Annotated in this window: 13 protein-coding genes; 3 read left to right on the forward strand and 10 right to left on the reverse strand. The window is 59.9% G+C overall.

From position 1 onward, the window contains the following. Positions 1-4: 4 nt before the first annotated feature. Complete coding sequence (locus ACR0E2_RS16370; RefSeq protein WP_480447134.1) at positions 5-688, forward strand: DUF1045 domain-containing protein; 684 nt, start codon at positions 5-7, stop codon at positions 686-688. On the opposite strand, the gene phnN is transcribed toward ACR0E2_RS16370, so the two are convergent. From phnN to phnG, 8 genes are read right to left on the reverse strand one after another with little or no spacing between them, the layout of a single operon-like run. Continuing rightward, entirely contained in the window at positions 670-1218 is a 549-nt protein-coding gene (gene phnN, locus ACR0E2_RS16375) for a phosphonate metabolism protein/1,5-bisphosphokinase (PRPP-forming) PhnN (RefSeq protein ID WP_480447135.1), read from the reverse strand. The two genes, ACR0E2_RS16370 and phnN, sit on opposite strands and share 19 nt — an antisense overlap. Further along, the gene (gene phnL, locus ACR0E2_RS16380) at positions 1215-1898 is read right to left on the reverse strand and encodes a phosphonate C-P lyase system protein PhnL (protein ID WP_480447136.1); all 684 of its coding nucleotides are present in this window, start codon (positions 1896-1898) and stop codon (positions 1215-1217) included. Before phnL ends, phnN begins: the two co-directional genes overlap by 4 nt. 22 nt (positions 1899-1920) lie before the next feature. Then, positions 1921-2691: a phosphonate C-P lyase system protein PhnK gene (phnK, locus tag ACR0E2_RS16385; protein ID WP_480447137.1), complete on the reverse strand. Its 771-nt coding sequence runs from the start codon at positions 2689-2691 to the stop codon at positions 1921-1923. After that, complete coding sequence (locus ACR0E2_RS16390; protein ID WP_480447138.1) at positions 2688-3548, reverse strand: alpha-D-ribose 1-methylphosphonate 5-phosphate C-P-lyase PhnJ; 861 nt, start codon at positions 3546-3548, stop codon at positions 2688-2690. Before ACR0E2_RS16390 ends, phnK begins: the two co-directional genes overlap by 4 nt. Continuing rightward, complete coding sequence (locus ACR0E2_RS16395; RefSeq protein WP_480447139.1) at positions 3545-4141, reverse strand: HAD family hydrolase; 597 nt, start codon at positions 4139-4141, stop codon at positions 3545-3547. Before ACR0E2_RS16395 ends, ACR0E2_RS16390 begins: the two co-directional genes overlap by 4 nt. Beyond that, on the reverse strand, positions 4138-5226 hold the full coding sequence (locus ACR0E2_RS16400) for a carbon-phosphorus lyase complex subunit (RefSeq protein WP_480447140.1): 1089 nt from the start codon (positions 5224-5226) through the stop codon (positions 4138-4140). The genes ACR0E2_RS16395 and ACR0E2_RS16400 overlap by 4 nt, the downstream gene beginning before the upstream one ends. A 3-nt stretch (positions 5227-5229) precedes the next feature. Beyond that, complete coding sequence (gene phnH / locus ACR0E2_RS16405; protein ID WP_480447141.1) at positions 5230-5805, reverse strand: phosphonate C-P lyase system protein PhnH; 576 nt, start codon at positions 5803-5805, stop codon at positions 5230-5232. Next, on the reverse strand, positions 5805-6263 hold the full coding sequence (gene phnG / locus ACR0E2_RS16410) for a phosphonate C-P lyase system protein PhnG (RefSeq protein ID WP_480447142.1): 459 nt from the start codon (positions 6261-6263) through the stop codon (positions 5805-5807). Before phnG ends, phnH begins: the two co-directional genes overlap by 1 nt. A gap of 103 nt (positions 6264-6366) precedes the next feature. Here phnG and phnF point away from each other — a divergent pair, with 103 nt between their 5' ends. Then, positions 6367-7077 carry a phosphonate metabolism transcriptional regulator PhnF gene (gene phnF, locus ACR0E2_RS16415; RefSeq protein ID WP_480447143.1) on the forward strand — a complete coding sequence of 237 codons (711 nt, stop codon included), beginning with the start codon at positions 6367-6369 and terminating at the stop codon, positions 7075-7077. 169 nt (positions 7078-7246) lie between these two features. Continuing rightward, positions 7247-7936, forward strand: a complete 690-nt coding sequence (rpe, locus tag ACR0E2_RS16420; protein WP_480447144.1) for a ribulose-phosphate 3-epimerase — start codon at positions 7247-7249, stop codon at positions 7934-7936. A gap of 332 nt (positions 7937-8268) precedes the next feature. Here the strand turns inward: rpe and ACR0E2_RS16425 are convergent, their stop codons facing one another. After that, positions 8269-9216 carry an aldo/keto reductase gene (locus ACR0E2_RS16425; protein ID WP_480447145.1) on the reverse strand — a complete coding sequence of 316 codons (948 nt, stop codon included), beginning with the start codon at positions 9214-9216 and terminating at the stop codon, positions 8269-8271. A 177-nt stretch (positions 9217-9393) separates the two neighbouring features. Continuing rightward, a partial coding sequence (locus ACR0E2_RS16430) for an EF-Tu C-terminal domain-related protein (protein ID WP_480446161.1) occupies positions 9394-9590 on the reverse strand: 197 nt, incomplete at its 5' end.

Here is a 9590-nt window from a genome sequence, read left to right on the forward strand (position 1 = left end):
CGATATGACATTCACGCGATACGCGATCTATTTTGCGCCGCCCGCGGGAAAGGAATGGGCGAAATTTGCAACCAGCTGGCTGGGTTGGGATATCGAGGCGGGAAAGCCGGTTGCCCATCCGATTGTCGAAGGCATCGACGTTGCCGCCGTCACGGAGGTGCCGCGCAAGTACGGGCTGCACGCGACGCTGAAGCCACCGTTCAGACTGCGCGACGGCAAAACATTCGAAGCCCTGCAAGAGGCGTGCAGCTCGCTCGCCTCCCGCCAACCACCTGTGTCGCTGGATGGCCTCGAGATCGCCCGGTTTGGGCGTTTTCTGGCCCTGCGTCCGCTGGGTGAGATCCAGGCGCTGAATGCGCTTGCCGCGGCCTGTGTTCGGGAATTGGACTGTTTTCGTGCGCCTACCTCCGAGGCCGAACTGGCCCGCCGCCGCGCCGCCGGGTTGACCCCGAAGCAAGACGCCAACCTGGTTCAGTGGGGCTATCCTTACGTACTGGACGCGTTCCGCTTTCACATCACGCTGAGCGGCAAGCTGGACAAACCAACCCTGAGAGCAACTCGGAACGCGCTGCAAACCCATCTGGCCCCATTGCTGCCGCAGCCCTTCCAGATCACGGATCTGGCCCTTACGGGCGAGGCTGAGGACGGGCGCTTCCACCTTATCCATCGCTACGGGCTTTCCGGTTGAAGGTGCGACAGGATTTCGGCAACCGTATCTTCCATCGCACCGGAGTTGTCGATTTCCAGGACCTGGTTCAAACCGTTGGGCAAAGACGTTTGGGCCCGGTCCAGACGCCGCGTCTGTTCCGCCTTGCTTTCCCGCCCTCTTAAGGACAAGCGTTCGGACAGAACCTCGGGCTTTGCCGTCAGGGAAATCACGATCAGATCACCAAACACCTCCTGCGCCTCAAGCAACACCGTTCGTGACAGGTTGACCAAAACGGCCTCGGCCACCTGCCGCTGCCGCGTGATCGTCTTCGGCACACCGTAATACAGCCCATGCGCATGCCAACTCAGCGCAAACGCGCCATCCCGTTCCATCCGCTGAAGTGTTTCGGCCGAGACGCGGTCGAAATCTTCGCCGTCTTCGCCTTCGGGACGGGTAATCACCCGCCGCAGCCTCTGAACACCCGGCGTCCGGGCCACCAGCGCGTTCATTACGCTGTCCTTTCCGACCCCCGAAGGACCCACGACCGCTATGACCGGAGCAAGCGTCATGCAGCCATCCCCGGCGTGAAGTCCGAGACATCGACCTCGCGGTCACAGACCCGTTCGCGCGCGTCGAGATCGTGAAAAATCCCGACAATCGTCACGCCATTGTTCTTGGCCTCTTCGATCAGGGACAAAACGGTTTCCCGGTTCTGCGCATCCAGGCTTGCGGTCGGTTCATCCAACAGCATTGCCGGATATTCATGCGCAAAGCCCCGCGCAATGTTCACTCTCTGCTTTTCGCCGCCCGAGAAGGTCGTCGGGCTGAGGGTCCACAGACGTTCGGGAATATTCAGCCGTTTCAGCAACCCGGCTGCCCTGTCCATTGCCACTTGCCTGTCACAACCCACGGCCAGCAGCGGCTCTGCCACAACGTCCAGCGTCGGCACCCGAGGCACGACCCGCAGGAACTGGCTGACATAGCCCAAGGTGTCACGACGCAGCAACAGGAGCTGCCGCGGTTCAGCCCTGGCCACGTCCAAACCTGCGACCAGCACCTGACCAGAGGCCGCCAGATAGTTGCCGTAGATCACACGCATCAGCGTGGATTTGCCTGCACCCGACGGCCCGGTCAGGGCGACGCACTCACCCGGTTCCACTTTCAGAGACGCGCCTTTCACCACCGGGATCGTGGCGCCGCCCTGATTGTGCAGGGTGAAGCTTTTGCTGACGTCAACAAGTTCAATCATCGCTTCATCTTTCCCCAAAGCCTCAAACCTGCAAAACGCTGGACACCAGCAACTGCGTATAGGCATGTTGCGGGTCGTCCAGCACCTGATCCGTCAACCCGGCCTCGACCACGCGACCGCTTTTCATCACCATCAACCGATCCGCCAGCAGACGCACCACGGCAAGATCATGGGTGACGATGATCGCACTCAACCTCATCTCACGCACGAGTCCGCGCAACAAATCCAGCAAACGCGCCTGCACCGACACATCCAGACCACCGGTCGGTTCGTCCATGAACACCAGCCGAGGACCTGTCACCAGATTGCGCGCGATCTGCAAACGCTGCTGCATCCCGCCCGAAAACGCGCTGGGGCGGTCATCGACGCGGCTCTCGTCAATCTCGACCCGGCCCAGCCAGTCAATGGCCTTGCCCCGAATGCTGCCATAGTGGCGACCGCCGACAGCCATCAGCCGCTCGCCAATGTTGCCACCGGCGCTGACAGACATCCGCAACCCGTCGCGCGCGTGTTGGTGGACAAAGGCCCAGTCGGTGCGGCTCAGCATCCGGCGCTCTGGCTCGGACATTGTGACCGTATCGACCGGGCCGTCTGCACGGGTATCAAAGATCGCTTGCCCGGCATCCGGCTTCAGAAGGCCGGCCATACAGTTGAGCAAGGTCGACTTGCCCGACCCACTTTCACCAACGATTCCCATCACTTCTCCGGGGAAGAGATCAAAATTCACATCCGCGCATCCGATCCGGCGGCCATAGCTTTTTTCAATGCCTTTGACTTGCAACAGAGGGGTCATTGCGCGTTCCCTTCGGCCAGTTGGCCTGCATGGCCCGCCTTGCGGCGTGACCGGCAGTAATCCGTGTCGGAACAGACAAACATCCGGTTGCCCGCGTCATCCGTGATAACCTCGTCCAGATAGCTGTCTTCGGCCCCGCACAGGTCGCAGGGATGATCGGCCTTGCTGGCCTCGAACGGGTAGTCCTCGAAATCGAGGCTCACGACTTTGGTATGCGGAGGCACCGCGTAAATCCGCTGCTCGCGCCCGGCACCAAACAGCTGGATCGCGTCCATCTCAAGCTTTGGATTGTCGAATTTCGGAATTGGGGACGGGTCCATGACATAGCGTCCAGCCACGTTCACCGGATAGGCATAAGCGGTCGAAATCGCCCCGGGCTGGCTGATATCCTCGTACAGTTTCACATGCATCAGCCCGTATTCCTCAAGACTGTGCATCTTGCGTGTCTCGGTCTCGCGCGGTTCCAGAAAGCGCAGAGGTTCGGGAATCGGCACCTGATAGACGATGATCTGGTCTTCGCGCAGTTTCGCCTCGGGGATGCGGTGGCGGGTCTGAATGATCGTGGCCTGTTCCGTCTTTTCCGTGGTGGCGACCCCTGCGGTGTTTTCAAAGAACTTGCGGATGGATACGGCGTTGGTCGTGTCGTCTGCGCCCTGATCGATCACCTTGAACGTATCCTCGGGCGTCAACGTCGCGGCTGAAACCTGTACGCCGCCGGTACCCCAGCCATAGGGCATCGGCATCTCGCGGCTGGCAAACGGCACCTGATACCCCGGTATGGCCAGGCCTTTGAGGATCGCCCGGCGGATCATCCGCTTGGTTTGTTCGTCCAGATAGGCGAAATTGTACGCGCTCATAGGCAGCCTCTTTCGATGAGGGCATGTTCCAACGCTTGCGGCGCGGTGAAGTGGATCCCATCCATGCCCACCGCACGCGCGCCTTCGACATTGTGCAGCCCGTCATCGATGAAAATGCAGTTCTCGGGTGAAAGCCCGGCCCGCTTGCACAGCAGATGGAAAATCTCTGGCTGAGGCTTCAAAAGCTTCTCCTGCCCCGACACGACGGTGACACCAAACACTTCGCCCAATTCGGGATGTGCCCCCACGCCGACAGGCCAGGTTTCCGCTGACCAATTGGTGATCGCGTGAACCGGAGTGCCCTGCTCTTTCAGGCGGTAAAGCAGGCGCCAGCTTCCCTCGATCTTTTGCGGAACGGTTCTGGCATAACGTTCAACGTAAACACTGAGGCGCTGCCGATCTTCCGCATTTTCCAGTTCAGCGGCCAGATCGGCGAACATCTCTCCTCCATCGGCCCGCAGGTTGCGTTCGGGGAAATTGATGCGCGCCAGGAACTCTGCCACCGCCTCGCGGCTGCCCATCTCCTCCAGCCATGCCAGATGCGGATCCCACTTGACCAAAACGTTTCCGATATCAAAAACGACGGCTTTCATTCCACGGCCTCCTCTGACATGCGCTCTTGGGCCTTTCGGCGCAGTTTGCGGACCAGTTCCAGCTCGGACTGGAAATCGACGTAATGCGGCAGCTTGATATGTTCGAGAAAACCGGTGGCCTGAATGTTGTCCGCATGGCTCAGGACAAATTCTTCATCCTGCGCAGGCGCGCCCACGTTGTCTTCACCCAACTCTTCCCACCGCAAGGCCCGATCGACCAGCGCCATCGCGATGGATTTTCGTTCAGACTGGCCAAAGACCAGCCCATAGCCCCGCGTGAACTGCGGCGGCTCCGTTTTCGAACCGGTGAACTGGTTCACCGTTTCACATTCGGTCAGCTCGACCTCGCCGATGTCGATGGCAAAGCCCAGCTCGGGGATGTCCAGCTCAACCACGACCTTGCCGATACGCAATTCTCCGACAAAGGCGTGGTTGCGGGCGTAACCGCGCTGGGTCGAATAAGCCATGCCCAGCACAAAACCCTCATCCCCACGGGTCAGCGACTGAAGGCGCACCGGGCGGGTGGACGGGAACCCCATCGGTTCACGGGTCAGATCGCCCGGAACGTCATCGCGGGCCGGTTCATCCTGAATGATACCCTCGTCCTTCAGGAATGCGGTAATATGTGGCGTCGGTTCCACTTGCGCAGGGCCTTCAGGCGCTTTTGGAATTTCGCCCTCGGCCGCCAGCTTGAAATCCAGCAATCGGTGGGTGTAGTCGAAGGTTGGCCCCAGAACCTGACCACCCGGGGCATCTTTGAACGTGGCCGAGATCCGGCGATCACAGGCCATATCGCCGGTTTTGACGGGGTTGGAATGGCCGAAACGAGGCAGGGTCGTGCGGTAAGCGCGGACGAGGAAAATCGCCTCGATCAGGTCACCGCGCGCCTGTTTGATCGCCAGCGCAGCAAGGTCGGGATCGTATAACGACCCCTCGGCCATGACCCGGTTCACCGCAAGGCTCAACTGTTCGCGGATCTGCGCGAGGCTCAGTTCCGCGACATCTGTCGCACCGCGGCGTTCTTCGGCAAGCCACGCATGGGCGTTTTCGAGGGCTTTTTCGCCCCCTTTGACAGCGACATACATCGCTTACCCCCTGGACCTGATTTGCGTGCTACGCGGCAGAGCCGCGACAGCCTCACCGCAGGTGAAGAAAAAATCACACCCCAAAGGGTAAAGCAGCGCATTGTTCTGAAGAGCCGGAATATCCGGCAGAGAAAGCCGCGCCGTGTCCCGGATGCCGGGGCCGCTCAGAACCGCTCCGTTCTGCTCCAGCCGCCTGCATTCCACAACAAGCGTCGCGGACCGGTCCGGGAATTCCGGCGTCCCGATACGATAGGTGTTGAGCGGCCCCAACGCATCCCACGTGCCAAGGGCAAAATCAGCCTCTTCCGCCGCCACAATCGGTGCACCCGTGTGAAAGGTCAGCCATTCGCGCACCGCATCGGTGTCGGCTTCACCCGCCAGATGAACTTTTGTCTCGGCGTCGCAAAGCGTCAGGAGCAGCGTGCCAGCCGCGACGGACAAGGGCGCAGGTGGTGCACAGCCAGTCAGGGTGCGGATTTCACCCGGGCGCGCCATGACAGTCATCGCCGCGCGGAATGCATGTGCCGCATCGACAGGTGCGTCTTGAAAGCCCCCCGAGTACCGCATTTGATCCGGCATCAGTCTTCCCCCCGAGCCAGCGTGAAAAACTCGACCTTGGTGGCCGCTGCCTTTGCGGCGCGCGCTGTCTTGATCGACTGCATTTGCAGCCTCAGCGGATCAAGCAGCCGTTCCTGCAAATCATCCGCAGCGGCGGTCTGCATCATCGCATCAATCAATGCCGCCGCTTCTGCCTTGGATTTCGACCTGCCCTGAACATATCCGTGACCGACCGTACCATCCTGCAACACGACCGAGCAGCGCGTAACGGTCATTTCGCCCAGGTTGAACAAAGCGCCGATCCCTCCGATGCGGCCACGCACCATGACACCGCCCACTTCGGGCCTGCGCAGCCATTCGAAACTCGGGCAGTCCTGAATGCCGTCCCACAGCGCCATCAGGGCGGCGTCCGGCGCGCGCGCCAGCAGACCCATCCATTCCTTCCGTGCCTTGATCCCGATTTCCGTCTGGTTTGTCATCAAAGCCTCTTGGACAGGTTGTCTACATGAACTATACAACTAGACAAATGTTAACTGACAGGTTGTCAAAACGCAATCTGCGACCGCTTGAAGGTTTGGTGAAATGAGCAAAACGCCGATCTGGAAAAGTATTGCCCTGCGCCTGACCTCGGACATCGCCGAGGGGCGCTATCAAACCGGAGATCGCCTGCCGACCGAAGCCCAGCTGGCCGCCACATATGGCGTCAATCGCCACACGGTACGGCGCGCTTTGGCTGACATGTCTGATCAGGGTCTGGTTCACGCCCGGCGCGGTGCGGGCGTTTTTGTTGCGGCACGGCCAACGGATTATCCGATCGGCAAAAGGGTGCGCTATCACAAGAACATCTCGGCCAGCGGCAAGATACCGGGCAAGAGAATCCTGGCTTTGACCACGCGCATCGCCGATGAAGCCGAAGCCGAAGCTCTGGGTCTGAACGAGGGTGATCCAGTGCATGTCTACGACGGATTGTCCCTGGCAGACGGGCAGCCCATAGCCCTGTTTCAAAGCGTTTTCCCCGCGGTACGATTTCCGGATATCTTGCAGACATTGGCCGAAACCCAATCCGTCACCAAGGCGCTGCAAGCCTGCGGCGTCACGGATTACGTCCGCGTGTCGACTCGCCTGACCGCGCGCGGGGCGACCGCAACGCAGGCGCTGCAACTTCAATTGTCAGAAGGCGCTCCTGTTCTCTTCTCGGTCGGCGTCAATGCCGACCCGGATGGACGGCCAGTCGAGTACGGCCGCACGGTTTTCGCGGGTGAGCGTGTAACGCTGACCCTGAACGAGGCATAAGCGAACTAGGGTTCTCAGCCGCTTCCGACCGCCGGTCCCAGGTCTCAGCCCATTGGGCCGGATGCCGCGCGGTGAGAGTTTTGTGGCAACACAGCGTTTGCGGGGGCTATCCATCCCACCGGCTCAGGGGTATACGCATCCGCGACTCTTCAGCTGATACGAGGCCACCATGAGCTTTGACCGCACCATCAAGATCGCGCCGTCTATCCTGTCCGCCGATTTCGCCAATTTTGGGCAGGAGATTCAGGCCATCGAAGCGCAGGGCGCCGACTGGGTTCATGTTGACGTGATGGATGGCCATTTCGTTCCAAACCTGACCTTTGGCCCTCCAGCCGTGAAAGCGTTTCGCCCGCATGTGAAAACGGTGATGGACGTTCACCTGATGATCACGCCGGTCGATCCATACATCCAGGCCTATGCCGATGCCGGAGCGGACATTCTGACCGCACATGTCGAGGCTGGCCCTCATACCCATCGCACCTTGCAGGCCATTCGCGGCGCCGGAATGAAAGCCGGCGTTGCCCTGAACCCCGGCACCCCAGCCGAAGCGGTCGAGCATCTGCTGGACCTCACGGATCTGGTTTGCGTGATGACCGTGAACCCCGGCTTTGGGGGCCAGAAATTCATCGACATGACCGGCAAGGTCAAAAAACTGCGTCAGATGATCGGTGATCGTCCGGTGCATATCGAGATTGACGGTGGCGTCGACCCGAAAACCGCTCCGCTTGTGGCAGCGGCAGGTGCGGATGTGCTGGTGGCCGGTTCTGCGGTGTTCAAGGGCGGATCGGTTTCAACCCCACAGATCTACGGAGACAACATCCGTGCCGTCCGGGCAGCTGCTGAATCAGCGCTGTCCTGATTTGCAATCACCGGCGGCTGTCAGCAAGACTGTCAGCCGCCGGTATGGATCGCAGCCCTTGTCAAACAAGGACTTAAGCCCGCGCGGAACACGCCCAAATAAGGCGCTCTGCCCGTTTCCTTGACATTGCGGTTGAGAGGAGGACAGACGCGCATCACCACCCTTCATCAAACCCAATTGGCGGGAAACATCCCACCTTGACGTTCTTGTTGAGAACCCGCGTGTATTGGTGAGGTTCGCAGGACCTGGCAGGGGGCGAAATGCGACCAGGACCCCAATACAGCTTGTAAAATGGGTGATGAGCCACCGCGCAACGTAAAAACCGATATACCCTACCCAGTTTCAGGATCGTTTTGGGATTGACCCAGTTCCGCCAACTCGCTCCAAACCGCATCCGGAATAGCCCAGTTGGCCCATTCGAATGTTTGGTCCACATGTTGCGGCCATGTCGCCCCGCAGATTGTTGAAGCAATGTCTGCGTTCTTGACTGAGAACTGCAACGCAAGCGCCCCCAACGGTACATCGTAACGAGAACAGATACTCTCAACTGCACGAACCGGGCCCAGAACGGCTTCGGTCGCCTGCTGATAGACGTAATAATGATGAGCAGAACTTCCCTTGGCCAGAATGCCTCCGGAATAGGGCGCCGCATTCAGAACCTCCACACCTTTGGATCGCGCAAGCTCGATCATTGGAGCGGAGTTCACGTTGACCACCGTATGCCTGTTGTGTGTCAGAAGGACGTCAAACTCGCGATCACGCAGCATCGGCATCAGAACGTCAATCCGGCCGCCTGCAAGCCCCACTGCCTTCGCCAGACCTTCTTCCTTGATCCGGAACAGCTCATCAAGTGCACCGCCGGTGCCGGTCACCTCTGAAATATCAGCAGCGTATTCGGGGTCATGTAGATGGAGAATATCCACCTGTTCCACCCCGAGGGCTTGAAGACTTACTTCAAGTGACCGTCGCGCTTGTGTCGCATCGAACCTGTTACTCTCCATGTCCCGGTCCAGTTTCGTGGAAAGAACCCGGCCTTCAGGCCACCCCCCCAGTTCACGAATGACTTGCCCGATACGCTCTTCGCTTCGACCCATCGCGTACCCACGCGCTGTGTCAATGAAGCCATCCGGGCGCTGGAGAATTGCCCTTATTGTGTCCAGCGCACGGCCTTCGTCTACCTCGTACCCATATATCTGAGGTATGCTTCCCAGGCCTGTTGAACCGAACCCTATTTGCGGCAGCCTGACTCCAGTCCGGCCGATTTCAACATGCTTGGTCATCCCACCATCCTCCCCTACAGGACATTTCTGACTGCAATTGTGTCGAGGGACGCCGTTCAACGCAAGCTTGGCGTATTGGCATGCTGTCTTGAAATCGAGGCAAGCATGGCATTTGAGTCCTAACAAAAAGGGCGCCCCGCGGGGCGCCCTTTCCGTCTGATCATTCGCTTGCGCGAATTACTCGATGATCTTCGACACAACGCCGGCGCCGACGGTGCGGCCGCCTTCGCGGATGGCGAAACGCAGGCCGTTTTCCATCGCGATCGGCGCGATCAGCTCAACGCCGAACGACACGTTGTCGCCGGGCATGACCATCTCGGTGCCTTCGGCCAGGGTCACGGTGCCGGTCACGTCCGTCGTACGGAAGTAGAACT

This window comes from Ruegeria sp. A4, assembly GCF_056543025.1.